Here is a 22,908-nt window from a genome sequence, read left to right as displayed (position 1 = left end):
CCGTGGCCAAGCCCAGCAAGGTCGACACGACCACCGAGAACCCCCAGGCCCACAAGCCCGAGGGCAAGCACGCCATGTCCGGCCTCGCCGGCCCCGCCAAGTGGGTCGACGAGCGGGTCGGCATCGCCGGTCTGTCCAAGGGCAACCTGCGCAAGGTCTTCCCCGACCACTGGTCCTTCCTGCTCGGTGAGATCGCGCTCTACAGCTTCATCATCTGCCTGCTCACCGGTGTCTTCCTGACGCTGTGGTTCAAGCCGTCGATGGCGGAGATCCACTACGACGGCTCCTACCAGTTGCTCAAGGGCCTGGCGATGTCGGAGGCGTACGCCTCGACGCTGGAGATCAGCTTTGACGTCCGCGGTGGCCTGCTGATGCGTCAGATCCACCACTGGGCGGCGCTGCTCTTCATCGCCTCGATCTTTGCCCACTGCCTGCGCGTCTTCTTCACCGGAGCCTTCCGCAAGCCGCGCGAGATCAACTGGCTGATCGGCGTGGGCCTGATGGCGTTGGCGATGGTTGAGGGCTTCGCCGGCTACTCGCTGCCTGATGACCTGCTGTCGGGCACCGGTCTGCGCTTCGTGGACGGTCTGGTGCGCTCGATCCCGATCATCGGCACGTGGGCGGAGTTCTTCGTCTTCGGTGGCGAGTTCCCCGGTGACATCATCGTGGCCCGCCTCTACATGGTCCACATCCTGCTGTTGCCGGGCCTGCTGCTCGGACTGATCGCCGCGCACATGGCGCTGTTGGTCTTCCACAAGCACACCCAGTACGCCGGCCCCGGCCGCACCGAGCGCAATGTCGTCGGCTACCCGCTGTTCCCGGTCTACATGGCCAAGGCGGGCGGCTTCTTCTTCATCGTCTTCGGTGTGATCGTCCTGATCGCGGCACTGATCCAGATCAACCCGGTGTGGACCTACGGCCCCTACAACCCCTCCCAGGTGACCGCCGGCTCCCAGCCGGACTGGTACATGGGTCCTGCCGAGGGTGCGGTTCGACTGATGCCGGGCTGGGAGTCGTATCTGTTCGGCACCACGTGGTCGTGGAACATCGCGGTCCCGGGCCTCGGCTTCCTGGGCCTGCTGTTCACCGGATTGGCGATCTATCCCTTCTTCGAGCAGTGGTTCACCGGCGATCGCGCCGAGCACCACATCCTCGACAAGCCCTACCAGGCGCCGACCCGTGCGGCCTTCGGCGTCGCCGGCATGACGATGTACGCCGTGGTCTGGTTGGGCGGTGGCAACGACCTCATCGCCACCAACTTCTCGCTCAGCATCAACACGATCACCATCGTGTTGCGGTGGGCGTTCTTCCTGGCTCCGATTGCTGCTTTCATCATCACGAGGCGGATCTGCATCGGGTTGATGAAGCGGGATCTGGATCGGCTGCTGCACGGCGCCGAGTCCGGCACCCTGCGGATGTCGCCGGAGGGTGGCTTCTCGGAGGACCATCTGCCGATCAGCCAGGACGAGGCGTACGCCCTCACCCAGAAGGCTCAGCTCACCGCCCTGGAGGCGAGCCCGACCGAGGACAAGCGCGGCGTACGCCACGAGGCTGCGGTCAGCAAGCGGCGGGCACGCGCCAGCCGTTGGTGGTTCGGCGGGGTGCCTCCGAAGGTCACCCGCGAGCAGCTTGAGGAGGCCGCCGCGCATCATGCTCACGCGACCGATGGCCACGCCTCCAGTGATCACGCGAACCATGCTCGGCACGAGGAGGAGCACTCCGACCAGGAGTCAACCCTGACTCACTGAACGAGGTGACTCACTGAGCACACCTCAAACGCCGATGCCCCCGGATTTGTCCCGGGGGCATCGGCGTTTTTCCGTCCCTGGCAGTCGCGGTTGGCCAACGCTCAGCTCCGCGGCAGTGGAGTGTGGTCCTCGGGCACCCGCTCCCCCGCTGACACCGGCCCCGGCGCGGCGCCGGCACCGAACGGCGAACCGCCCAGCGACTCCCGGCCGTGGGGCTCCAGCCAGTTCTCCAGCTCGGGGCCCTGCGGCATCACACCGGACGGGTTCACGTCGCGCTGGGTGAGATAGTAGTGCTGCTTGATCTGCACGAAGTCGACGGTGTCGCCAATGCCGGGGGTCTGGAACAGGTCGCGGCTGTACGCCCACAGCACCGGCATCTCGGTCAGCTTGCTCCGGTTGGTCTTGAAGTGTCCGTGATAGACCGGGTCGAACCGGAACAGCGTCATCGCGAGCCGAATGTCGGCCAGCGTGATGTGATCCCCCACCAGGTAGCGCTGGCTGCCGAGGATCTCACTGGCACGGTCCAGGGCGTCGAAGAGCTCGGCGTACGCCTTGTCGTAGGACTCCTGGGAGCCGGCGAAACCGCATCGGTAGACGCCATTGTTGATGCTGCGATAGACCCACGAGTCGATCGCGTCGATCTCCTCACGCAGCTCCGCCGGATAGAGGTCGGGCGCACCGGGTCGGTGGAAGTCGGCCCATTCATCGATCATGTCGACCTCGAGCTGGCGGAAGTCGTTGCTGACCAGCTTGCCGGTGGTGGTGTCGACCCAGGCCGGCACCGTGATGCCGAGCGGATAGTCCGGGTCCAGGGCGAAGTACGCCTGCTGGAGCCGTTCGTAGCCCAGCACCGGGTCCTTGCCTCCGGGGTCCAGGTCAAACGTCCAGCTGTTGACGTCGTGGACCGGACCGGCCAGTCCGAGGCTGATCGCCTCCTCCAGACCGAGCAGCCGGCGCAGCACGATCTGTCGGCTCGCCCACGGGCAGGCGCGGGCAGCGATCAAGCGGTAGCGACCAGCTTCGGGGACGAAGCCGTCGCGGCCGTCACGGGTGATCCTCGTGGTGACATACTGGGCGTCTCGGACGTACTCCGCGCCCGGCTTGACGTAATTCTCCTCAACCATGCCGCCATTGTCCCCGGTCGGCACCAGCGCATCAGGGGCGGGGCGGTCCCGCAGCGGGTCAGGCCCAGGTGAAGGTCAGCGCCCAGTCCACGTGGCTGGGGCCCTGGCCCGCCTCCACCGGGTACACCGGAGCCATCAGGGTGACCACCGCGGGGCGACCTCCGATGATCTTGGACCGGTGCAGCGCAATGTCGGCGTCGACCACCTCCGGCGGCACGGAGTCCAACCAACCGCCTCGCTCCTCCAACACGGCATCGATCCGAGCCACCTCGGCGTCGATCGCGTCCCTCGACGTCGCAATCTCGATGCCGCCGTCGGCAACGATCCGATAGGGCTGCGAGTCATCGCCGGGGATCTCCTTCGGCGTCCCACCGAGGCTCTCGATGATCGCGAAGGCTTCCTTGCGCAGCGGGTTGTCCTCGCCCGGCTGGTTGGTGCTCGCCAGATACACCACGGCCGCGACGATCAGTGCCAACACCACGCCGAGGGCCACCAGCACCACCGTCAGCCGACGGGGTCGCCGCGAGTTGGCCTGCTGCTCAGGTGCCGGATCGGTGGACTGGGGTGCTGCCTTGGTCATGCTCCCAGTGTGCCCGTTTGCAGCGAGCGCGGCAGCCGCTGCCCTAGAGTGAGGCCGACAGCGCCGACGAGGGCCCGTGGAGGACCGATGGATGACCTTGCCGACCGGAATGCCAGCATCACCGACCCACACGGCGTCACCCCACGCCGGCCCGGCCTGACCTGGTCGCTGCTGCCGGCGCTGCTGATGTCCAGCTCGGCCTTCTTCCTGTTCGCGCTGGAGTGGCGTCCGATCGGGTACGCCGTGATGACGCTCGCCCTGGCCCTGTGCGTGTGGCTGGACCGGGAACTGTTGCGGGACCTGCTGCTGATCGGGGTCGGTTTGATCATCGTGTCAACCGTGTCCGTACGCGCCAACGTCAGCTGGGAGAACATGTTGCTGCTCGGCTGCGTCCTCACCATGGCAGTCGCGGTGCCCTATCTACTGTCCAGATTCGGCTACGGCGACCACGCGATCCGCTTCCAATGGCTCTCCGGTGAGAAGTGGACCCGATGGATGTGGGCGTACATCGTCGCGGTGCCGGTGATCGGCTGGCTGGTGCTGCCCTACTACTTCATCTCCAGTGGCACCTATCTCAACTGGCCGCCGCTGGAGTCCGGCAGTGAGATCGCCCGATTCTTTGCCGGCGTCAACTACGTCGGGTCCTGGGACGAGTTCTTCTTCATCTGCACGATCTTCGCGCTGCTGTCACGGCACTTCAGCTTCTGGGCAGCCAACCTGCTCCAGGGCGTCATCTTCGTCAGCTTCCTGTGGGAGCTCGGCTACCAAGCCTGGGGGCCGCTGTTGACCGCTCCGTTCGCGCTGCTGCAGGCGTACCTGTTCACCAAGACCCGTTCACTGCTGTATGTGCTGTGCGTCCACCTACTCTTCGACGTGGTCGTCTTCCTGTCCATCATCCACGCCCGCTACCCCGACGCGCTGCCGATCTTCCTGATCTGAGCCGGCCCTCTCACCCCGAACGGCCAGAACAGAGCCCGGTCCGCGCACGTCGGCGTTCCTGCCAGAAGCTGACACAATGGGGGCGTGCGATTTCTCAATGAGCCTCAGTACGACCTGACGTACTCCGATGTCTTCATGGCCCCCAGCCGTTCGGGCGTCTCCTCCCGGCTGCAGGTCGACCTGACCTCCACTGATGCGTTGGCGACCCCGCTGCCGCTCGTGGTGGCCAACATGACCGCCGTCTCGGGCCGCCGGATGGCCGAGACGGTGGCCCGCCGCGGCGGCATCGCGATCATCCCTCAGGACATTCCGGCAGCGGTGGTGGGCGGCACCATCGCCAAGGTGAAGGCCTCCCACACGATCTTTGACACCGCCGTGACGGTGACCCCCAGCACCACCACCGGCGAGGCGATGAGCCTGCTCACCAAGCGGTCTCACGGGGTCGTGGTGGTCGTCGAGGACGGTCATCCGATCGGCCTGGTCGGCGCTGCTGAAACCGCCGAGACGGACCGCTTCACCCAGGTGCATGAGGTGATGAGCACCGACCTGTTGTTGGTCTCCCCCGACGATGCCCCCGAGACGGTATTCGAGCAGCTGCTCGAGCGTCACCAGCAGGTCGCGATCGCCGTCCGCGACGGCCAGTTGGTCGGCGTGATGACCTCGCGAGGTGCGCTGCGGTCCACCATCTATCAGCCGGCGGTCGACTCTCAGGGCCAGTTGCGGGTGGGTGCCGCGGTCGGCATCAACGGTGACGTCACCGGTCGTGCCGAGCAGCTGTTGCGTGCCGGCGCCGATGTGTTGGTGGTCGACACCGCCCACGGCCATCAGGAGAAGATGATCGAGTCGCTGGCCCGGATCCGTGAGGTACGCGACCAGCTGGCCGGCGAGGTCGGCCGGATCCCGCTGGTGGCCGGCAATGTCGTCACCCGCGAGGGCGTCGCCGATCTGGTCGAGGTGGGCGCCGATGTCATCAAGGTCGGTGTCGGCCCGGGCGCGATGTGCACCACCCGGATGCAGACCGGCGTCGGCCGGCCGCAGTTCACCGCCGTGCTGGAATGCGCCGAGGCGGCCCGCGAGGCCGGCGCGTCGGTGTGGGCCGACGGCGGCGTACGCCATCCCCGCGACGTCGCCCTCGCGCTCGCAGCCGGCGCCGGCAGCGTGATGATCGGATCCTGGTTGGCCGGCACCCACGAGTCCACCGGTGACCAGCGCACCGACGCCGAGGGCCGGTCCTACAAGGAGTCCTTCGGGATGGCGTCCGCCCGTGCAGTGAAGAACCGCACCCGCGAGCAGAGCGCCTTCGAGCGGGCCCGCGCGGGTCTGTTCGAGGAGGGCATCTCCTCCTCGCGGATGTACATCGATCCGCAGCGACCGGGCGTGGAGGACCTGCTGGACTTCATCACCTCCGGTGTGCGCAGTTCCTGCACGTACGCCGGCGCTGCCAGCCTGCCCGAATTCCACGACCGGGCCGTGGTCGGCATCCAGTCCCCGTCGGGCTACGAAGAGGGTCGCCCGCTGCACGCCAGCTGGAGCTGATCCGACCAGGAGCCGTCAACAGCACAGGGCGGGCCCCGATGTGGGGCCCGCCCTGTGCTGTCGGTGAAGTCGTGCTGTTCGGTCAGGTTGCCGTCAGCGGCTGACCGCAGGGATCAGTGCGCGTAGTCGCCGCGGTAGAACTCGAAGACCCAGCCCGCTGCAGCGCCGAGCACCATGCCGATGCCGACGATCGTCAGCCACCAGCCGAAGATCGGGCCCAGGAAGACGATGGTCATCGACAGCGCCAGCCAGAACGGCCAGATGCTCTGCGGCGGGAAGAAGCCGAGCTCGCCTGCGCCCTCGGCGATCTCGCCGTCCTTGCGGTCCTCGGGGCGGACGTCGATCTTGCGCCCCACCGCGAAGCGGAGGTAGAGGCCGACCATCGCACCGAGCACACCGCTCAGCCCCAGGGCGAAGGTGCCGGCCGGCTCCTGCGCCATGAACCAGTAGACCGGGGTGACGATCGCGAAGTAGATCGTCAGGAAGAGGAATATCCAGGACTCAGCCTTCACTTCTCCGCCTCATTTCCCTCGCCCTGCTTGTCTTCGATGGCCGCTTCCAAGGCTTCAAACCTGCCCGCGTCATCTGGCTTGTCGCCGACCTCGCCGGGCGCCATGTGGGCGTACTCCAGCGCCGCCACCTCAGGGTGGTGCAGGTCGAAGGCCGGCGACTCGGAACGGATCAGCGGCAGTTTGGTGAAGTTGTGGCGTGGCGGCGGGCAGGAGGTCGCCCACTCCAACGAACGACCCCAACCCCACGGATCATCCACGGTGACCTTGGCCGCCTTGCGGGTCTTCCAGACGTTGTAGAAGAAGGGCAGCATGCTGACGCCCAGGATGAACGCACCAACGGTGGAGACCTGGTTGCCCAACGTGAAGCCCTCGTCAGGGCGGTAGTCAGCGATCCGTCGCTGCATGCCCTCGACGCCCATCCAGTGCTGGATCAGGAAGGTGGTGTGGAAGCCGATGAAGACGAGCCAGAAGTGCACCTTGCCCAGCGTCTCGTCCAGCATCCGACCGGTGAACTTGGGCCACCAGTAGTAGAAGCCGGCGAACATCGCGAAGACCACCGTGCCAAAGAGCACGTAGTGGAAGTGAGCCACCACGAAGTAGGTGTCAGACACCTGGAAGTCCAGCGGCGGGCTCGCCAGGATGACGCCGGTCAGACCACCGAAGAGGAAGGTCGTCAGGAAGCCCATCACCCACACCATCGGGGTGTCGAAGGTGATGGATCCGCCCCACATGGTGCCGATCCAGTTGAAGAACTTCACACCGGTCGGGACGGCAATGAGGAAGGTCATGAAGGAGAAGAACGGCAGGTTCACCGCTCCGGTCACGAACATGTGGTGGGCCCACACCGACACCGACAGCACCCCGATCGCCATGGTGGCGGCGACCAGGCCGACGTAGCCGAAGATCGGCTTGCGGGAGAAGACCGGGAGAATCTCGGTCACGATGCCGAAGAAGGGCAACGCGATGATGTAGACCTCGGGGTGCCCGAAGAACCAGAACAGGTGCTGCCACAGGATCGGTCCGCCGTTGGCGGCGTCGAAGATGTGCGTGCCGATCATCCGATCAGCACCAAGCACGAGCAGGCCAGCGCCGAGCACCGGGAAGGCGATCAGGACCAGCAGCGAGGTGACCAGAATGTTCCAGGTGAAGATCGACATCCGGAACATCGTCAGGCCCGGGGCCCGCATGCAGATGATCGTGGTGATGAAGTTGACCGCACCCAGGATCGAGGACAGACCCAGCAGATAGAGGCCCAGCACCCACAGGTCGCCACCGGCGCCGGGGTTCTGGACACCGTTGGACAACGGGGCGTACGCGGTCCAGCCGAAGCTGGCAGCGCCCTCAGGGGTGAGGAAGCCGGCGCAGGCCATCAGGCTGCCGAAGAGGAACAGCCAGTAGGAGATCATGTTCAGTCGCGGGAAGGCGACGTCAGGGGCACCGATCTGCAGCGGCATGATCCAGTTGGCGAAGGCCGTGAACATCGGCGTCGCGAACATCAGCAGCATGATCGTGCCGTGCATCGTGAAGAACTGGTTGAAGCTCTCGTGCGACAGGTACTGCATGCCCGGGAAGGCCAACTCGGCGCGGATTCCCAGTGCCAGCAAACCGCCGAAGCAGAAGAAGGCGAAGGCGGTGACCATGTACATCGTGCCGATCAGCTTGTGATCGGTGGTCGTCATCATCTTCCAGATGAGCGACCCGAGACTCTGCTGCCGAGCCGTGGTCTGTGCTGCGGGGTTGCTGACCCGCTCCAGGGTCGTCATCGGTGACCGCCTCCTGCCTGCTCGCTGGTGTCGGGCAACGTGTTGCCCTCCGGACCCCGGATCTCACCGACGTCGCCTCGATCACGCAACTCCTGCACGTACGCGAGGTATTCGGCCTCGGAGACCACGCGCACCTCGAAGAGCATGGCCGCGTGGTAGGTGCCACACAGCTCGGCGCACTTGCCCAGGAACTCGCCCTCACGGGTTGGGGTGAGGTCGAAGGACGCCTCCCGACCGGGGATAAGGTCAAGCTTGAAATAGAACTCCGGCACCCAGAACGAGTGGATCACGTCGGGCGAGTGCAGGTTGAAGCGGACCGGCTGGTTGACCGGCAGCACCAGTTCGGGGGTGTCCTCGATGGTGCCGACCCGGTGCACGACCTCGCCGACCTCGGGGTTGTCCGCCTCCATGTAGTTGAAGGCCCACGACCACTTCTGGCCCACCACATTGATGGTGAGGACAGCGTCGTCGTTCTCCTCCTCCAGCACCGCATCCTGGGTCTGGATGGTGTACACGAACAGCACCCCGATGATGAAGAACGGGATCACCGTGTACATGATCTCCATCGGGAGGTTGTAGCGAGTCTGCTTGGGCGTGTCCTCGTTGACCTTCCGGAAACGAATCGCGGCGTACCCCATCAGGCCCCACATCAGGACGCCGATGGCGAGCGCGGTGACCCAAAATCCGAACCACAGCTCGCCGATCTCGACTGAGCGGTCGCTGGCCGGTGCACGAAGCCCGAACCGGGTCCACTGGTCCAGCACCTCTGGGCTGCAGCCCGTCAGTCCCAGCACCAGTACAGCCGTCCCCAGCACCATCGCCCACCGGCGTGGCTTCATCCACCGATCTGAGTGGCTCACCTGTCGCCTTTCTGTGCGCCGCGACACAGCATCGCGGAGAATCATCACGCCTCGTACCCTAGCCGAAATCATCGGCTCGGGGCGTACGTGCTGACCTTACGACCCCGCTTCGAGGACAGCAAAGCCGACCGGCTGAGGTGGACAGCAGAAACGGCCACCCTCCGAGGAGGATGGCCGTTGCGGGTCCCTGTGAAGCGTCGATCAGTGGAAGCTGTCGCCGCAGGCGCAGGAGCCGGTCGCATTCGGGTTGTCGATCGTGAAGCCCTGCTTCTCGATGGTGTCCACGAAGTCAATGGTGGCACCGCTGAGGTAGGGATAGCTCATCTTGTCGGCCACCACCTCAACGCCGCTGAAGTCCTTGACGACGTCGCCGTCGAGCTTGCGGTCATCGAAATAGAGCTGGTAGCGCAGGCCGGAGCAGCCGCCGGGCTGTACGGCGATGCGGAGCTGGTAGTCGGTGGCCTCGCCCTCGGCAGCCAGCAAGGACTTCACCTTGGTCGCGGCCCCGTCGGTCAGCACGATGCCGTCGATGGTGGGGTTCTCGGCTTCAACCTGGGTATCGGTCGACATGTCTCTCCTTGCCTCGGATGGATTCATTCTAGGTTCTTGTGGCCGACAGGCCAATCTGTGTTCACAGCGCGTACGCCCTCAGCGCAACCAGCCGCGTACGACGCGTGAGACGGTCTCGCTGACCGCTTGCTCCGCCGCCGGGTCACCGTTGGCCGGGCCGAAGGCGGCCGCTGACTCAAAGCCGCGCAGCCGCAGTTCCCGGGCTGCGATCGCGACCACTGGGCTGATGCCGACGACCGGGACCATCGCCTCGGCTGCCATCGCGAGCACCATGTCAGTCACCGGTCCCGGCTCGGATGCGACGTCCAGACTGGGCACCGCCAACAGCACCAGATCGCTGCGGCGCAGGCTCTGATCCAGCCGCAGGGTTTCGGCCAGGTACGCCGGCCCCGACACCAACCGGGCGCCGAGCAGGGCCGCGGCGAACCCCAGGCCGCCCTGGGCACCGGAGCCCGGCAGGGACGCGGCGTCGTCCTGCGCGGCGTGGGCCGCGGTCAGTTCGGCCGCAGTGGCCTCCGCCTGCCGCTCCAGAGCGAGTACCTCGCCCACGGCGAGCCCAGCGGCGTACCCGGCCTTCGCAGTGGCGCCCTGCAGCCCCAGCAGCGGCAGATCGGTCTGGTCCGAGGGCAGGATGCCGACCAGTTCAGTGCTGGCCAAGCCGGCGCCGGCGACGGCGGTCAGGAAGCCGCGCCCCAGGTCATGGCTGTCGGTGCCGGTCAGGTCCAGGACCACCCGCGAGGGCATTCCGCCGGACAGTTCGGCGACCAAGTGCTCCCCCAGCAGCGCGGAACTGACCGGCGGCGGGAAGGTGTCTTCGACGCCGAGCCGGCTCACCCCGACCGCGAGGCTGTCCCGGGAGGGCACCGACCACCGTTCGGCCGGTTCGTCGGTGATGGAGCGTTCCAGTGGCTGCCCCTCCAGCGCCGCCCACACCTCTCCGAAACCGGGGCCCGCCTCGGCCAACGGCACCGCCGCCAGATTTCCGGCCGGACAGCCAGCCGCCACCGCGCCTCGGGCGAGGGCGGTGGCGGCGTGTGCTGCTGCGAGGGGGCCGATCGCCTCGGCGATCGCCAGGATCCTCATGCTTCGGGGATGAGCCCTTCGTCAGCCTTGCTCTCGGCGAGCATGGCGCGTACCTCAGCCACGGTGGCGTCAGTATTGGGCAGGATCAGGTCGGAGTCGACGAGTTCGTCGTCGGGAACCTCGGTGCCAACAGCGCGGACCCGGTCGTGCAGGCCATTGAGGGCCTGGCTGAGCTGGTCCTGGTTGTCGGCGTTGACCGCGTTCTCCACGGCCTCGTCGAGCTGGTTCAGGGACTCCAGAGCGGCTGCGTCGATCCGCCACTGGCCCTCACCCATGATGCGAATGATCACTGCTGGCCACCGTCCTCAACGATCTCGGCATCGGTCGCCTGCTGCGGCGACCCCTGCGCGAAGGGCTGACCGCCCGCCTGCTGACCGGGCTGGGAGGCCACTGGCGGCGTGGTGGGAGCCTGGCCACCGGCGGACTGGTTGTACTGCTGCTGTTGCTGAGCAGGGGCCTGACCGGCGGGGAGCTGCCCCGGCGCGGCGCTGGGGCCCTGACCGATCGCGGCCTTCATCTGGGCGAGCTCGTCCTCGACCTGGCTGCCCGAGGCGAGCGCGTCGAGCTCACGGGTGATGTCGTCCTGGGCGGACCCGGTCGGATCCTCCAGGGCGCCGGTCGCGATGAGCTCGTCGATGGCGGAGGCGCGGGCCTGCATCTGCTGGGTCTTGTCCTCGGCGCGCTGGATGGCCATGCCGACATCGCCCATTTCCTCGCCGATGCCGGAGAAGGCTTCGTTGATGCGGGTCTGGGCCTCGGCCGCCGAGTAGGTCGCCTTGATGGTCTCCTTGCGGGTCCGGAAGGCGTCAACCTTGGCCTGCAGGCGCTTGCTCGCCTGGACCAGCTTGTCCTCCTCGGCCTGCAGGGTCTGGTGCTGGGTCTGCAGGTCGGCCAGCTGCTGCTGCAGGCCGGACTTGCGGGTCAGCGCCTCCCGTGCGAGGTCCTCGCGCCCCTGTCCGAGTGCCCGCTGCGCGGCGGTGGTCAGCTTGTCCACCTCGGCGTTGAGCTGGTTGGCCTGGAACTCCACCCGCTTGCGGCTGGTGGTCACATCCGCAACACCTCGTCGCACCTTCTGCAGGAGCTCCAACTGGCGCTGGTAGGAGTAGTCGAGTGTCTGCCGAGGATCCTCAGCCTTGTCCAGGGCCTGATCAGCCTTGGCGCGGAAGATCGTGGACAGCCGTTGGAAGAATCCGCTCACGAGGTCGATGTCCTTTCGAGGTGGCACCGGTGTACCGGCACCCAGCCTAGGGGGTCGGTCACAACCATGCACCCCCCGGGGCGGTCCGGATCAAGACGATCTGGCAGATCCGGCGTACTGACGACCACGGTTCCAACAGTTAGACTGGCCTCTCCCACCTGAGGCGTACGCCGTCGTGCACGCCCTTGGGGAAATCCCGGAGGTTGGGGGCCTCCCGCACATCGCTGCATGCCAGGAGTTCACACCGTGGGTTTGTTCAAGCCGTACGAGCGCCAGTCTGCCGACGCCAAGGAGGGTCGGACGAGTCTGGTCCGCACCGACGAGCCGTCGACGAAGAAGGCCAAGGTGGTCACGGCCCCGGCGCCGGAGCCGAAGCCCGAGCAGGTGCCCGGCGCCAAGAAGCCTCACCCCACGCGGAGCCGCAAGGACGCCGAGCGGGAACGCCGCGAGGCCCTGCACCCGACCCTGTCGAAGGCCGAGCGGCGCAAGCGGGAACGGCAGGCCAAGTTCGAGAACCGTGACAAGGCGCTGCAACTCACCGAGAAGATGCCGTCGCGGGAGCTGATGCGCAACCACATCGACTCGCGACGCAACCTCGCCGAGTTTGCACTGCCGGTGATGATCGTGATTCTGGCGGTGCTGTTGCTCGGGTCGCAGTTCCCGGTGCTGCAGGTGATCGCCTCGCTGGCGACCTGGCTGCTGCTGGTGCTGGTGGTCCTGGACATGTGGGTGATGTGGCGCCGCTACAAGAAGCTGCTCAACGAACGCCTCCCCAATGAGCACACCCGAGGCCTGTTCATGTACGGCCTGAATCGCGCCATGCAGATCCGCCGCTTCCGCCAGCCCGCGCCGACCATCAAGCGCGGCGAGAAGTTCTGAGGGCTCACTCCGAGGAGGCTTCGGCCACCTCGGGTTCGCGTTCCTCCGGGCTCTGGACCGTACGCCCGCGGCGGACTTCCTGCACGGTGAGCGCGGTGCCGAAGCCGGCCACCAGGATGCCTGCGCCGATCATGAACGGTACGCCCAGCAGTGCGGCGCTGCGCCGTTCTTCGTAAGTCTGCACCGCACCGCTCTGGGTGCCGTCGAAATCAAGCTTGTTGCACAGGTCGCCGGGGTTCATGACGTTCCCGTGGCAGGAGATCTGCGGGTTCTGACCCGCGGTCAGGCCCCAGACCACCGTGCCCAGACCGATGACGATCAGGGCGACGTGGGCCGCCAGGCGTACCGCGTGTCGATTCGCCGCGTGTCGATTCGCCGCGTGTCGATTCGCCGCGTGTCGATTCGCCGCTTGTGGATTCACCTCGCGTCCTCCCGCATTCAGCCTTCCCTCACCCGGGCCGCCACGAACGGCGGCTTGGTCAGGGTGAAGGATTCCTGCCGGTTGCGTACCTCGACGTTCACCTGGGAGCCGTCCGGGTTGCCGACAGTGATCAGCGCCAGGCCGATCCCCTTCTTCAGTGTCGGGGAGAACGTACCCGAAGTGATGGTCCCGATCGGCTCACCGGCCTCATTGGAGACGGTCATGCCCGGCCGCGGGATGCCACGGCCGTTGGCGACCAGCCCGCGCAGGAGCCGGGTCGGCTTGTCGGCTCGTTGCTGGCGCAGCGCCTCGTGACCGGCAAAGCTCGGCTTGTCCCAGCCGATGGCCCAGCCCAGCTTGGCCTCGAGCGCGGTGATCTCGGGGCTGAGGTCCTGACCGTGCAACGGATAACCCAGCTCCGTACGCAACGTGTCCCGCGCGCCGAGTCCGGCCGGCTGCATTCCATAGGGCTTGCCCGCCTCGATCAGGCGCTGCCACACCGCCTTCGCGCCGTCGGCCGGGGCCACCACCTCATAGCCGCGTTCACCGGTGTAGCCGGTGCGGCAGACCGTCACCGGCACTGCGCCGGCGTCGGTGGCCAGTTCAGCCTCGGCAAACTCCATGTAATCGTGTCCGGCGGGCAGTCCTGCCTCGCGCAGCACCTCATCTGATTGGGTGCCCTGGACCGCGATGATCGCGCGATCGCGATGCTCGTCGGTGAGTTCGACGGCATCGGGCAGCTCGGCGGTCAGCGCCCCGATCACGGCAGCGGCGTTGGCCGTGTTGGGGACCAGCAGCAACTCCTCGTCGCTGAAGAGGTAGACGATCAGATCATCGATCACCCCGCCGGACTCGTTGCACAACAAGGTGTACTGGGCCTGTCCCGGCGCGATCCGGCCCAGGTCGTTGGTGAGGATGCCGTTGGCGTGGTCCTTCGCGCCCGGGCCGCGCAGCCAGACGGTGCCCAAGTGACTGACGTCGAAGATCCCGACGCCGCTGCGGACCGCGGCATGCTCGCTCAGGATGCCGGCACCGGCGTACTCCAGTGGCATCGACCAGCCGCCGAACTCGGCAAACTTGGCTCCTGCTTCCTCGTGCCAAGCGTGCAGGGGCGTGGTCAACAGGTCTGACACTGTGCCTCCTCGTCGGGGTCGGCGCCACCGCCGGTCGCGGGGTCCGGTTCCTTCCCGGCAACATACCCGATCCGCACCGATCGCCCGGTTGGTGGGGAGCGCCCCCGAAACTGTCCGGGCGGGCCACTAGGCTGGCAAGCCAGTAGTTCGCTACTCGTATCTCTTTGTTCGTCTTGCTAGCACTGTTTGGAGAACCATGTCTTCGACCGTCACCCTGCCCGGCCTCACGCTCGCTTCCACCGTTCCCGATGGCGCTCCCGTCGTCGTCGGATATGACGGAAGTTCGCTGCAGGGTCTTCCGAGCAAGACCGCCAAGAAGTGGGAGAAGGCTGGCGATCTGGCCGCCGCCGCTGCGATGGTCGGTGCCGGCGCCAAGCTGGCCGAGACCACGGTGCTGCCGGGGCCTGATGGTGCCGTCGTGCTGGTCGGCCTGGGCGAGTCGCCCGCCGACCTCTCCCCCGAACAACTGCGCCGTGCCGCCGGCGCTGGTCTGCGGCGCGCCGCGAAGCTGGGCACCACTACGGTGACGCTCGCGCTGCCCGCCGGCGAGGCCGAGCAGGTCCAAGCGATCGCCGAGGGTGCGCTGCTGGCCAGCTACAGCTACACCCCCATCACTGCCTCGCCCGAAAAGTCAGCCCTCACGGCGATCACTGTGGTCGCCTCGGCGGATGCCGCGACCGCCAGCACCGCCGCCACGGTCGCCGAAGCCGTCTGCGTGGCGCGCGAGTGGGTCAACATTCCGGCCAATCTGCTCTATCCCGAGACCTTCGCCAGCGCCATCAAGGAGCACCTGCGCGGCACCAAGGCCGATGTCGAGATCCTCGACGACACGCAGCTCGCCAAGGGCGGCTACGGCGGCCTGATGGCGGTCGGCGGCGGCTCGGACCGCAAGCCCCGCCTGGTCCGCGCCAGCTACGCGCCGCGTGGCGCCAAGGCCCATCTGGTGCTGGTCGGCAAGGGCATCACCTTCGACTCGGGCGGCCTGGACATCAAGCCGCCGGCCGGCATGTACACCATGAAGTGCGACATGGGCGGCGCCGCCGCCGTCGTGGCCGCGCTCGGTGCGATCGCCTCACTCGGCCTCAAGATCAAGGTCACGGCGTACGCCTGCCTGGCCGAGAACATGCCCTCGGGCAGCGCCTACCGCCCCTCCGACGTCCTGACGATGTACGGCGGCACCACCGTCGAGAACGTCAACACCGACGCTGAGGGCCGGCTGGTCATGGCTGACGGTCTGGCCCGTGGCACCGAGGACAAGCCCGATGTCATCATCGACGTCGCCACGCTGACCGGTGCGGCTGTCGTCGGTCTCGGCGAGTCCGACTTCGGCGTGCTGGGCAACGACGACGAGCTGGTCGACCGGATCCTCGCGGCCGCCGAGAGCGCCGGCGAGGGCGCGTGGCCGCTGCGGATCGGTGAGGACGCGGACGAGCGGCTCGCCTCCAGCGTCGCCGACCTCAAGTCCGGCGACAACAAGTCGCGCGGTGCCGGCACCCAGATGGCTGCCGCCTTCCTGCGTCGCTTCGTGGGCGACCACACCTGGGGCCACCTCGACATCGCGCCGACGGCGTACAACACCGGCGGCCCGAAGGACTACACCCCGGAGGGCGGCACCGGCTCGGGCGTCCGCACCCTGGTGAAGCTGGCCCAGTCGCTGGCCGGCTGAGACCACCCCGCCGATGGGACTGTTCGACCGCTTCCGCCGCCGCTCCGGTGCACGCCGGGGCGGCGGTGCGGCGCGCAGCAGCGCTTCCTTGGACCACCTACGGTCCTGGGCGGCTGACCGCGAGGGTGTGGAGGCGTGGCTGGAACCAGCCACGACGATCGGACCAGCCTCGATCCTGTTGGTCGCCCACGACGGCGAATGGACCCGACGCAGCATCCCCGACACCAAGCAGGGACGCGCCCTCGCCAAAGAACTGAAGCTGCCGGTCCACCAGGCCGGCGTCGTCCCCTACCCGCAACGGATGCGGGACTGGAACAACCGCCACGGCAAGGGCGCATGACCGGGACCGCGCGCCTTCAGCCGCGCGCCTTCTTGCCCGCCGGCCAGTAGTCCAGGATCGACTCGTACGCCGCCCCAGCCCGGTCGTCGTGGCGACCGGCGCCCAACGCCATCGCATCGGCACGGCCGGGCTGGCTGAACAGCTGCGCCAGCGGATGGGTCCACAGTCGGGGCCGCATCACCAACTGCCACACATCGGCGCCGAATCGCTCCAGTGCATCGGCGAAGAACCGCTCCGCTCCCCTGCCGACCTGGTCCCGAATCGGGTCCCCCTGCGGTGTCGCGCCGAGCTGCGGGCGTACCCCGCCGGGCGCGTCGGCATCATCGACGAAGCCTTCACACTCAGGCAAGAAGCCCGGCGTGATGAGCCATTCCAGCAGCGCTCCGGCGGTGAAGAAGGCCGGTTCCTGACTGAACTCGGCGACCTCGAGATCGTTGATCCAAGCGTACTCGGTGTTGTGCTCCATGGTCGTGAAATACAGGCCCGCGACCTTCGGCTGTCCGCCCACCGCGAGGTTGACGGCCCGCTGTGAGGACCCCGAATAACCCAGGTCGACCACCGCCGGACGTTCGGCCTCCCCAACGGCGTGGCGGTAGTAGCGCTCGGCCCGATCAGCGGCCGGCGCACACTGCTCGGCGATCTGGTCGGCGAGCCGACCCAGCACCGCCAGGAACTCCTGCCGGCGCGGGCCGCCGATGGGACGCTCGGGTGCAAACCCGGCCGCCGTGACTGACGGCAGGAGCCGGGCGGCCGCCTCGGTGCCGAGCCGGGTCTCCAGCACGGTGCGAGGGGTGTTGTTCGGATTCAGGCCGTGCACGAACTCCGTGTACGCCGCCCGCGCCGGATCGGCGCTGAACATCGGCATGATCGCGGTGCGGGAGCTGAACAGGTAGTGCATCTGCGGCAGTCCGGCCGGTGCGCCGTCGAGCGCCGCCAGCTGCTGGGCCCACTGCAGCGGCCGATAGCCGTCCCGGGAGCAGAACAGCAGCCGGTCGATGCCGCGTCCGGTGGCCTCGGTCAGCAGCCAGCGGGTCCAGCCCAGCAACGCCGGACCGACCGCGGCATAACCGATCGTCTCCGGGTCGGCGCCAACCATCGCCTCGTCGAGGTCGAGCCGGTCCGGGTTGTCGAAGACGTGGCTCTCCACCAGGCCGCGGACCAGGCCGGTGCCGCGCTCATGGCGTACGTCCTGCCACAGTTGCGGCAGGGCCGCCTCAGCTGCGGCGGCCGGGGCTGGCAACTGCGCCCCCTGCCAGCCGGCAGCGATCGCGTTGGCGACATCATGGTCGGCCTTGTCGCCGACGTGCAGCAGCTGCTGCGCCGGTACGCCGCGTCGGGCCGCCACCTCACCGAACAGCGCGCCCGAGGCCTTGGTCGTCTGAAACGCCGCGGAGGCGTACACCGCGGGCTGGCCGTCAGCGTCGAGCGGCAGGTCGGGCAGCTTGCTCAACGCGATCCGGTCCAGCTGCTCACCGTCCAGGTAGGTGTCGGTGGTGATGAACCAGGGTTTCTGCGCAGCCTGCGCGGCCGCCACCAACCCCCAGCCGGCCTCGCGCAGCACGACGGCGCGGGTCTCAAGGTCGAGTTCGGCGGCCATCGCTTGGTCGCGCTGGGACTCGTCCCACCCGAGCCTGCGGGCGAGGAAGGCGTACAGCTCGGTCAGGCTGGTCTCGGCGGGAGTCTCCTCCTGCGCCAGTGCCGCATCGGCGGCCATCCGGGAGAACACGGTCCGGCGGGCATCGGAGAACCGCTGGAAGGCCGGCACCGTGTCCCGCAGCGGCTTGTCCAGCAGCCACCACAGGTCCGCGCCCTCGTGGGCGGGCCGGGTGACCAGCGTGTCGAAGAGGTCGAAGGAGACCTCCTCGGTGTCCTCGCTCATCACCTGGCGCACCCGTCCGGCGTAGTCGGCGCCGAAGTCGCTGCTGGCCAACGCCTGCAGGCCGCGATCACGATCGGTGGGCGGCAGTGCGTGGATCCGCTCCCACATCGGCGCCGCAGTGGGCTCCCCCAGGTCGGGCAGCGCGGACACGTCCGGCAGCCGGGCTGTCATCGCCACGTGGTTCCAGACCATCCCGCGGGTCTCCACGGGCAGCCCACTGGCCACCCGTAACGGCGCATCGGAGGCAATCCGGTATGCGGGGATGTCGAGGAAGTGCGGCACCGTCAGCAGACTCGTGGAGTTGATCGCGACCACTGCGGCGGCCGGCCGGGCCAGCAGCCGCTGCTCGACCATCCCGCCGCCGGGCAGCGCCTCCACCCGGCTGCGATGTCCCTGCGGCAGCTGGCCCAGGATGTGGTCCAGCAGCGGCGTTGATTCGCGCGGATGCGGTTTGTAGAGCACCCGGTAGCCGCGCTGGATGATCTGGGCGATCGCGGCGGCGTACTCGGCGGCGAGCTCGTCGATGCTGACCGACTCGCCCTTCTTGAAGAGGTACTGCTCCAGCACGACCACTGCATCCAGGTCGCGGGTGTCGGGCTCGGCCGGCTCCAGGGTGCTGGCCGCCAGGCTGCGCAGGAAGGCGGCCTTGTCGATGCCACCGAAGCGGTCCGGGTGCAGGTTGGTGTCGACCGGGACATACCGGCCCAGATAGTTGTGGGTGCGGACCGCGTCGACCCGGTCCCAGGCGTGGATCCGGTCGACCAGGCCCGGATAGTACGAGGCCAGACCTTCCTCGTACAGGGTGATGCGGGCGTTCGGATAGTGCTTGAAGAGGCGGTTGTGCAGCCAGGTCTGGTGGGTCAGGAACATCCGCACCTCATCGGGTACGGAGCACAGCTTCTTCGCCCAGTCGCGATTGTTGAGGACGCTGCGGTACTGCTCCGGGTCGTGCAGGAAGCGGATCTGGTCGACCTTGCGGATCATCCGGATCTGGCGAGTCAGGTCGCGCACCTGGTCACGGCCACAGAAGAGCACCAGCACCGTGATGTGGTCCTCGGCATTCACCCGCCCCGAGATCAGGGCGTTGATGAAGGAAAAGGCTCCGGTGACCACAAAGAGCCGCTTGCGGGCCGTGACCTGCCGGTCGGCGGCGATGTGGGCTCGGCCACCGGTCTTGTCGGTGCTCAACGCAGCCTCCTCAGCTGACGACGCAGGGTACGTTTCACGCGCAGCGAAAAGTTGTACGCCTCGTTGCCGGCGGCCTTGATGTACTGTCCGTCGGCGAGCAACGCCTTCGAGAGGGTACGCCGGGTGCCGGGCGAGTCGGGACGCTGCCGGATCGACTGCTGCGCGATGGCGATCGCGGCCTTGGGGTCCTGACCGTTGAGGGCCCGCTCGGCCATGTGGCTGAGGCCCTCGTTGGGCAGCCGCATCAGCCGCTGGGCTCGGGACAGCTTGCCGTTGTCCTGCTGGGCGGAGAACTGGCGTCGCTGCCACAGCAGGAAGTCGATCTTCTCCTGCTCACTGAGATGCCCGAACCAGAGCCGGTCCAGCGCGGTCCAGCTGGAATCGGGCTGCACCTGCCAGGGCTTGTCACCGACGTAGTGCAGCACCGAGGTCTGCTCCAGCTCTGCCACGTCGGGATAGCGGGAGGCAGCGCGCCGCAACGTGTTGATGCCCAGCGGCAGCCACTCGATCTCGTCGCCGAAGTAGGCGTTGAGGAAGCCTTGGTCGCCGCCGTCGTAGGACTCCAGCTGCGGCACCTTGTCGACCATGTCGGCAAACAGCCGCGAACTCGGTCGGCAGGCGAAGACACCCGAGTTGAAGCTCTGGTGCTCGATGTGGATGCCGATGTCGGGGGCTGCTGCCATCCGTTCGTGATCAAAGAGGTGGTCGACCTCCCCCAGCACGATGGTGTCGGCATCCAGATAGACCATCCGGTCCAAGAAGCTGAGCCCGAAGACCGCCAGCTTGGTGTACGTCGTGAGGAACCGAGCCTGGTGCTGTCGCGACAGCTTCGGGCTGGCCAGCGCAGTGGTGCGCAGGATGCGTACGTTGTCGTGGGCAAACCGCAGGCCCCGGGTGTCCAGCTTGGGAGATGCCAGCAGGATCAGCGGCACGTCGGAGTACTCGGCCAGGCTGTTCGCCAGCGCGCGTACCCCCCACAGATAGTCCGGTGAGTCACAGACCGTCACGAAGGCACAGCGTTGGCTGATGCCGTCGACGGTGCGTTCCACGTACGCCTGGGCGCTGCTGCCGGGGCTGAGCAGCGGCGCCTTCGGCAGCGGCGCGAGCGAGTCGGCGACGTCGAGGACCGGCGCCCGCTCCACCAGTACGCCCAGGGTGCCAGTCGTGCTGGCGTCCAGAATCGCGTCGCCGCGGGCCTTGAACCGGGCCAGCAGGCCCAGGTCGAGGTTCCGGCGATCGAGGCCGCCGTGGCCGATCCGGCTGGCCGGGGCCTCGTCGAGCGCTGCCGGCGGCTGGTCGGTGCGCGGCGCGCCGACCAGGAAGGTACGCCCGCGGCTGATCGAATCCAGCTGGGAGTCGATGACCAGCACCTGCTGGTAGCCGGCCGCCAGCGCGACAGCCGCCATGATCCAGGTGATCGAGGGGCGCACCTCGGCCATCAGCACCCGGGCCAAGTCGCTGTCGCGAGCCAGCAGCGGGGTCCAGTCCAGCCAGCGGACCGGACCGTGCGGCGTGAGCGGGGTGGGGCCGGTGCGTCGGCGACGACCATCCAGGACCACGGCCCCGATCCGGTAGTCGCCGCGGGTCAGTTCCCCGTCGACGAAGCTGTCGGGCAGGTCGTCGGTGAACCAGGCGGTCACCTCGCGGCCGAACCAGTAGGAGTCCTCGGCGCTGAACGCGCCGGCGCGGAAGATCGCGGCATCCGCCGGGATGCGGCTGTGGTCGATGTCGAGCTGGTGGACGCCGGGCGCCACCACCACCGCCACTTCGCCGGGCAGCGCACCCTCGGTCAGCGGCTGCAGCCGCTGGCTCGCCAGCGAGCTGCTGGGCGCGGCGGGTGCCTCTCGGGACATCTCGTTCGGGGACGACACGGCTTCAGGGTAGCGGCTGGACCCGTTGCTGCCGGGAGAATCGCGGGCCAGGTGGTCAGGCTCGGCACCGACCCGGGCGGGACGAGCCTTGGCCCCGGCCGGCGGGGTGCCAAGATGGCGCCATGTCATTGACGGCTGCTGAGACCACGAACACCGACAGTTTCGACCTGATCGTCCTGGGTGGCGGTTCGGCCGGCTACTCCGCTGCGCTGCGGGCCAGTGAGCTGGGCATGGCGGTGGCGCTGGTGGAGGCCGACAAGATCGGCGGCACCTGTCTGCACCACGGGTGCATCCCGACCAAGGCGCTGCTGCATTCGGCCGAGCTGGCCGAATCCATCCGGCAGGCCGAGCGGTTCGGTGTCTCGGCGACGCTGACCGGGATTGACGGGGCGGCGATGCTGGAGCAGCGCGCGACTGTGATTGCCACCCTTCACCGCGGCGTACGCGGCCTGATCCGGGCCCGGAAGGTCACCGTGGTCGAAGGCCGTGGCGAGTTGCGACACGACGGCAGCCACCCGTCGGTGGTGGTCACCGAAGGCGACCAGACCCGTACGCTGCGCGCCGCCCACGTCGTGCTGGCCACCGGCGCTCGCAGCCGCATGCTGCCCGGCGCGGTGCTGGACCGACGCCGAGTGCTCGACTCGACCCAGGCGCTGGCGTTGCCGGAGGTGCCCGGCAGCGCGGTGATCATCGGTGGTGGCGTCATCGGCGTGGAGTTCGCCTCCGCCTGGGCCGGACTGGGCGCCAGGGTGACGGTGCTGGAGGCCGCCGACCGACTGTTGCCCAGCGAGGATGACCCCTCGGCCAAGCAGGTCGACAAGGCACTGCGGGCCCGGGGCATCGACATCCGGGTCGGCACCCGTTTTGACGGCATCCGCGCCAGCAGCACCGGTGTCGAGGTCGCCGCCGGCGGTGACCGCATCACCGCCGACGTCGCCCTGGTCGCCGTCGGCCGGGTGCCCAACGGGGAACCCTTCGCCGAGGCCGGGGTGGAGTTGGACGGGTCATGGGTGGTCACCGATGAGCGACTGGCGACCAATCTGCCCGGCGTCTTCGCCGCCGGCGACCTGGTGGCTGGACCGCAGTTGGCGCACCGCGGCTTCGCCCACGGCATTTTCGTCGCCGAGGAGATCGCCCACCGGCGCGGTCGGCTCGACGATGCCCCGAGCCCGGTGGTCGACGCCTGGCTGCCGCGGGTCACCTACTGCCATCCCCAGTTGGCCAGCGTCGGCGCTGCCACCGGTACGCCGGGCACCGAGACCTATCTCTACGACCTGGCCGGCAACGGTCGCGCCCAGATCCTGGGCGAACGCGGCCAGGTCCGAGTCGTGCACCGGGGCACCGACGGGGAGCCCGGCGAAGTCGTCGGCATCCACATCGTCGGGCCGCAAGCCGGCGACCTGATCAGCGAGGCCCAGCTGATCGTCGGCTGGCAGGCGATGCCGACCGATGTCGCGGATCTGGTCCATGCCCACCCGACGCTGAGCGAGGCGCTGGGCGAGGCGCATCTGGCGTTGGCGGGCAAGCCGCTGCACGTCCATCGCTGAACCTCACGGCACCCGCAGCGGCGATGTCATCGGCAGCGCTAGTGTGGGGGTGCCGTCCGCCACCGGTGCAG

The 22,908-nt window shown here is 68.0% G+C and carries 20 protein-coding genes; 7 read left to right on the top strand and 13 right to left on the bottom strand.

The window, feature by feature from the left end:
• Positions 1-2 precede the first annotated feature (2 nt).
• Positions 3-1,748, top strand: coding sequence for a cytochrome bc1 complex cytochrome b subunit (qcrB, locus tag CGZ91_RS09745; protein WP_407670861.1), 1,746 nt, complete (start codon positions 3-5; stop codon positions 1,746-1,748).
• 101 nt (positions 1,749-1,849) lie between these two features.
• On the opposite strand, the gene CGZ91_RS09740 is transcribed toward qcrB, so the two are convergent.
• On the bottom strand, positions 1,850-2,872 hold the full coding sequence (locus tag CGZ91_RS09740) for a glutathione S-transferase family protein (protein ID WP_094454976.1): 1,023 nt from the start codon (positions 2,870-2,872) through the stop codon (positions 1,850-1,852).
• 58 nt (positions 2,873-2,930) lie between these two features.
• Positions 2,931-3,452 carry a hypothetical protein gene (locus CGZ91_RS09735; RefSeq protein ID WP_094454721.1) on the bottom strand — a complete coding sequence of 174 codons (522 nt, stop codon included), beginning with the start codon at positions 3,450-3,452 and terminating at the stop codon, positions 2,931-2,933.
• 87 nt (positions 3,453-3,539) lie between these two features.
• Between CGZ91_RS09735 and CGZ91_RS09730 the strand changes: the two genes are divergently transcribed.
• Together CGZ91_RS09730 and CGZ91_RS09725 are read left to right on the top strand one after the other, a co-directional pair.
• Positions 3,540-4,391, top strand: a complete 852-nt coding sequence (locus tag CGZ91_RS09730; RefSeq protein ID WP_144276599.1) for a CPBP family intramembrane glutamic endopeptidase — start codon at positions 3,540-3,542, stop codon at positions 4,389-4,391.
• Between the two features lie 84 nt (positions 4,392-4,475).
• Positions 4,476-5,927 carry a GuaB1 family IMP dehydrogenase-related protein gene (locus CGZ91_RS09725; protein ID WP_094454719.1) on the top strand — a complete coding sequence of 484 codons (1,452 nt, stop codon included), beginning with the start codon at positions 4,476-4,478 and terminating at the stop codon, positions 5,925-5,927.
• A gap of 113 nt (positions 5,928-6,040) precedes the next feature.
• Here CGZ91_RS09725 and CGZ91_RS09720 read toward each other — a convergent pair whose 3' ends face one another.
• The 7 genes from CGZ91_RS09720 to CGZ91_RS09690 form a co-directional block, all read right to left on the bottom strand.
• The gene (locus CGZ91_RS09720; RefSeq protein WP_094454717.1) at positions 6,041-6,439 is read right to left on the bottom strand and encodes a cytochrome c oxidase subunit 4; all 399 of its coding nucleotides are present in this window, start codon (positions 6,437-6,439) and stop codon (positions 6,041-6,043) included.
• Complete coding sequence (gene ctaD / locus CGZ91_RS09715; protein WP_094454715.1) at positions 6,436-8,202, bottom strand: aa3-type cytochrome oxidase subunit I; 1,767 nt, start codon at positions 8,200-8,202, stop codon at positions 6,436-6,438. Before ctaD ends, CGZ91_RS09720 begins: the two co-directional genes overlap by 4 nt.
• On the bottom strand, positions 8,199-9,062 hold the full coding sequence (gene ctaC / locus CGZ91_RS09710; protein WP_229116554.1) for an aa3-type cytochrome oxidase subunit II: 864 nt from the start codon (positions 9,060-9,062) through the stop codon (positions 8,199-8,201). The genes ctaD and ctaC overlap by 4 nt, the downstream gene beginning before the upstream one ends.
• A gap of 201 nt (positions 9,063-9,263) precedes the next feature.
• A complete protein-coding gene (locus CGZ91_RS09705; protein ID WP_094449831.1) occupies positions 9,264-9,632 on the bottom strand; it encodes a HesB/IscA family protein in 369 nt (122 codons plus the stop codon).
• Between the two features lie 78 nt (positions 9,633-9,710).
• Positions 9,711-10,715, bottom strand: a complete 1,005-nt coding sequence (locus CGZ91_RS09700; protein WP_094454711.1) for a glycerate kinase — start codon at positions 10,713-10,715, stop codon at positions 9,711-9,713.
• Complete coding sequence (gene pspAA, locus CGZ91_RS09695) at positions 10,712-11,005, bottom strand: PspA-associated protein PspAA (RefSeq protein WP_094449829.1); 294 nt, start codon at positions 11,003-11,005, stop codon at positions 10,712-10,714. The genes CGZ91_RS09700 and pspAA overlap by 4 nt, the downstream gene beginning before the upstream one ends.
• Positions 11,002-11,913, bottom strand: a complete 912-nt coding sequence (locus tag CGZ91_RS09690; protein WP_094454709.1) for a PspA/IM30 family protein — start codon at positions 11,911-11,913, stop codon at positions 11,002-11,004. The genes pspAA and CGZ91_RS09690 overlap by 4 nt, the downstream gene beginning before the upstream one ends.
• A gap of 246 nt (positions 11,914-12,159) precedes the next feature.
• On the opposite strand from CGZ91_RS09690, the gene CGZ91_RS09685 reads away from it, so the two are divergent.
• Complete coding sequence (locus tag CGZ91_RS09685; protein ID WP_179229304.1) at positions 12,160-12,792, top strand: DUF3043 domain-containing protein; 633 nt, start codon at positions 12,160-12,162, stop codon at positions 12,790-12,792.
• Positions 12,793-12,796: 4 nt separating this feature from the next.
• Here the strand turns inward: CGZ91_RS09685 and CGZ91_RS14315 are convergent, their stop codons facing one another.
• Both CGZ91_RS14315 and gcvT read right to left on the bottom strand, forming a co-directional pair.
• Positions 12,797-13,213 carry a hypothetical protein gene (locus tag CGZ91_RS14315; RefSeq protein WP_094454705.1) on the bottom strand — a complete coding sequence of 139 codons (417 nt, stop codon included), beginning with the start codon at positions 13,211-13,213 and terminating at the stop codon, positions 12,797-12,799.
• A 17-nt stretch (positions 13,214-13,230) separates the two neighbouring features.
• Positions 13,231-14,346: a glycine cleavage system aminomethyltransferase GcvT gene (gcvT, locus tag CGZ91_RS09675; protein WP_094454703.1), complete on the bottom strand. Its 1,116-nt coding sequence runs from the start codon at positions 14,344-14,346 to the stop codon at positions 13,231-13,233.
• 196 nt (positions 14,347-14,542) lie between these two features.
• Between gcvT and CGZ91_RS09670 the strand changes: the two genes are divergently transcribed.
• Together CGZ91_RS09670 and CGZ91_RS09665 are read left to right on the top strand one after the other, a co-directional pair.
• Positions 14,543-16,012, top strand: coding sequence for a leucyl aminopeptidase (locus CGZ91_RS09670; protein WP_094449824.1), 1,470 nt, complete (start codon positions 14,543-14,545; stop codon positions 16,010-16,012).
• A 13-nt stretch (positions 16,013-16,025) separates the two neighbouring features.
• Positions 16,026-16,352, top strand: coding sequence for a hypothetical protein (locus tag CGZ91_RS09665; protein WP_094454701.1), 327 nt, complete (start codon positions 16,026-16,028; stop codon positions 16,350-16,352).
• Positions 16,353-16,368: 16 nt separating this feature from the next.
• Here CGZ91_RS09665 and CGZ91_RS09660 read toward each other — a convergent pair whose 3' ends face one another.
• Together CGZ91_RS09660 and CGZ91_RS09655 are read right to left on the bottom strand one after the other, a co-directional pair.
• Entirely contained in the window at positions 16,369-19,419 is a 3,051-nt protein-coding gene (locus tag CGZ91_RS09660; RefSeq protein ID WP_094454699.1) for a polysialyltransferase family glycosyltransferase, read from the bottom strand.
• Positions 19,416-21,419, bottom strand: a complete 2,004-nt coding sequence (locus tag CGZ91_RS09655; protein ID WP_144276862.1) for a glycosyltransferase family 8 protein — start codon at positions 21,417-21,419, stop codon at positions 19,416-19,418. Before CGZ91_RS09655 ends, CGZ91_RS09660 begins: the two co-directional genes overlap by 4 nt.
• Between CGZ91_RS09655 and lpdA the strand changes: the two genes are divergently transcribed.
• Positions 21,413-22,837 (top strand): dihydrolipoyl dehydrogenase, encoded by a 1,425-nt coding sequence (lpdA, locus tag CGZ91_RS09650; protein WP_094454695.1) that lies wholly within the window; start codon positions 21,413-21,415, stop codon positions 22,835-22,837. The two genes, CGZ91_RS09655 and lpdA, sit on opposite strands and share 7 nt — an antisense overlap.
• Positions 22,838-22,908 lie beyond the last annotated feature (71 nt).

It is taken from the genome of Parenemella sanctibonifatiensis (genome assembly GCF_002250565.1).
Classification (GTDB): domain Bacteria; phylum Actinomycetota; class Actinomycetes; order Propionibacteriales; family Propionibacteriaceae; genus Parenemella; species Parenemella sanctibonifatiensis.
This window is presented reverse-complemented; position numbering and strand designations above follow the sequence as displayed.

What these genes read in the sequence shown, in the direction of transcription:
- CGZ91_RS09740 (WP_094454976.1), bottom strand. Translation starts at nt 2,872, where the DNA reads ATGGTTGAGGAGAATTACGTCAAGCCGGGCGCGGAGTACGTCCGAGAC.
- CGZ91_RS09735 (WP_094454721.1), bottom strand. Translation starts at nt 3,452, where the DNA reads ATGACCAAGGCAGCACCCCAGTCCACCGATCCGGCACCTGAGCAGCAG.
- CGZ91_RS09730 (WP_144276599.1), top strand. Translation starts at nt 3,540, where the DNA reads ATGGATGACCTTGCCGACCGGAATGCCAGCATCACCGACCCACACGGC.
- ctaD (WP_094454715.1), bottom strand. Translation starts at nt 8,202, where the DNA reads ATGACGACCCTGGAGCGGGTCAGCAACCCCGCAGCACAGACCACGGCT.
- CGZ91_RS09705 (WP_094449831.1), bottom strand. Translation starts at nt 9,632, where the DNA reads ATGTCGACCGATACCCAGGTTGAAGCCGAGAACCCCACCATCGACGGC.
- CGZ91_RS09700 (WP_094454711.1), bottom strand. Translation starts at nt 10,715, where the DNA reads ATGAGGATCCTGGCGATCGCCGAGGCGATCGGCCCCCTCGCAGCAGCA.
- CGZ91_RS09670 (WP_094449824.1), top strand. Translation starts at nt 14,543, where the DNA reads ATGTCTTCGACCGTCACCCTGCCCGGCCTCACGCTCGCTTCCACCGTT.
- CGZ91_RS09665 (WP_094454701.1), top strand. Translation starts at nt 16,026, where the DNA reads ATGGGACTGTTCGACCGCTTCCGCCGCCGCTCCGGTGCACGCCGGGGC.
- lpdA (WP_094454695.1), top strand. Translation starts at nt 21,413, where the DNA reads ATGTCATTGACGGCTGCTGAGACCACGAACACCGACAGTTTCGACCTG.
- CGZ91_RS09655 (WP_144276862.1), bottom strand. Translation starts at nt 21,419, where the DNA reads ATGACATGGCGCCATCTTGGCACCCCGCCGGCCGGGGCCAAGGCTCGT.